1 protein-coding gene is annotated in these 277 nt (G+C 26.0%); it reads left to right on the top strand.

The annotated features are described in order from the left end of the window. Positions 1–75 precede the first annotated feature (75 nt). Positions 76–277 (top strand): hypothetical protein (locus NG901_RS16695; protein ID WP_252217063.1); only part of this gene is annotated, 202 nt, incomplete at its 3' end.

The raw sequence follows: 277 nt of genomic DNA, 5'->3' as shown, positions 1-277 counted from the left end.
ATGATTTTTGGAGTTGAGTCTGGTTTTGTACATCAGAAATCATTTATTGATATTAATCAGATTCTTAGTGAAGATATGGATGCTATTTTGGAAATTTTATTACCCAAACAAGATGAGCTTAGTTCAAAAAGAGAAGACTTTTTTTCTGAAAGCACATATCAAGAAACATCTAATTTTTTATTAAGCTTGTTGAATAAAAATGATGAAGTATCAAAAAAAGTAAAACAGATAATTCTTGAAAAAGGATTACTTTTGTATCCAATATATGACAAACTTT

Origin of the sequence: Clostridium sp. CMCC3677, assembly GCF_023845585.1 — a bacterium.
GTDB classification, from domain to species: Bacteria; Bacillota; Clostridia; order Clostridiales; family Clostridiaceae; genus Clostridium; species Clostridium aquiflavi.
Note: the sequence above shows the minus strand (reverse complement) of the source record. Positions and strands in the feature narration are given on the sequence as shown.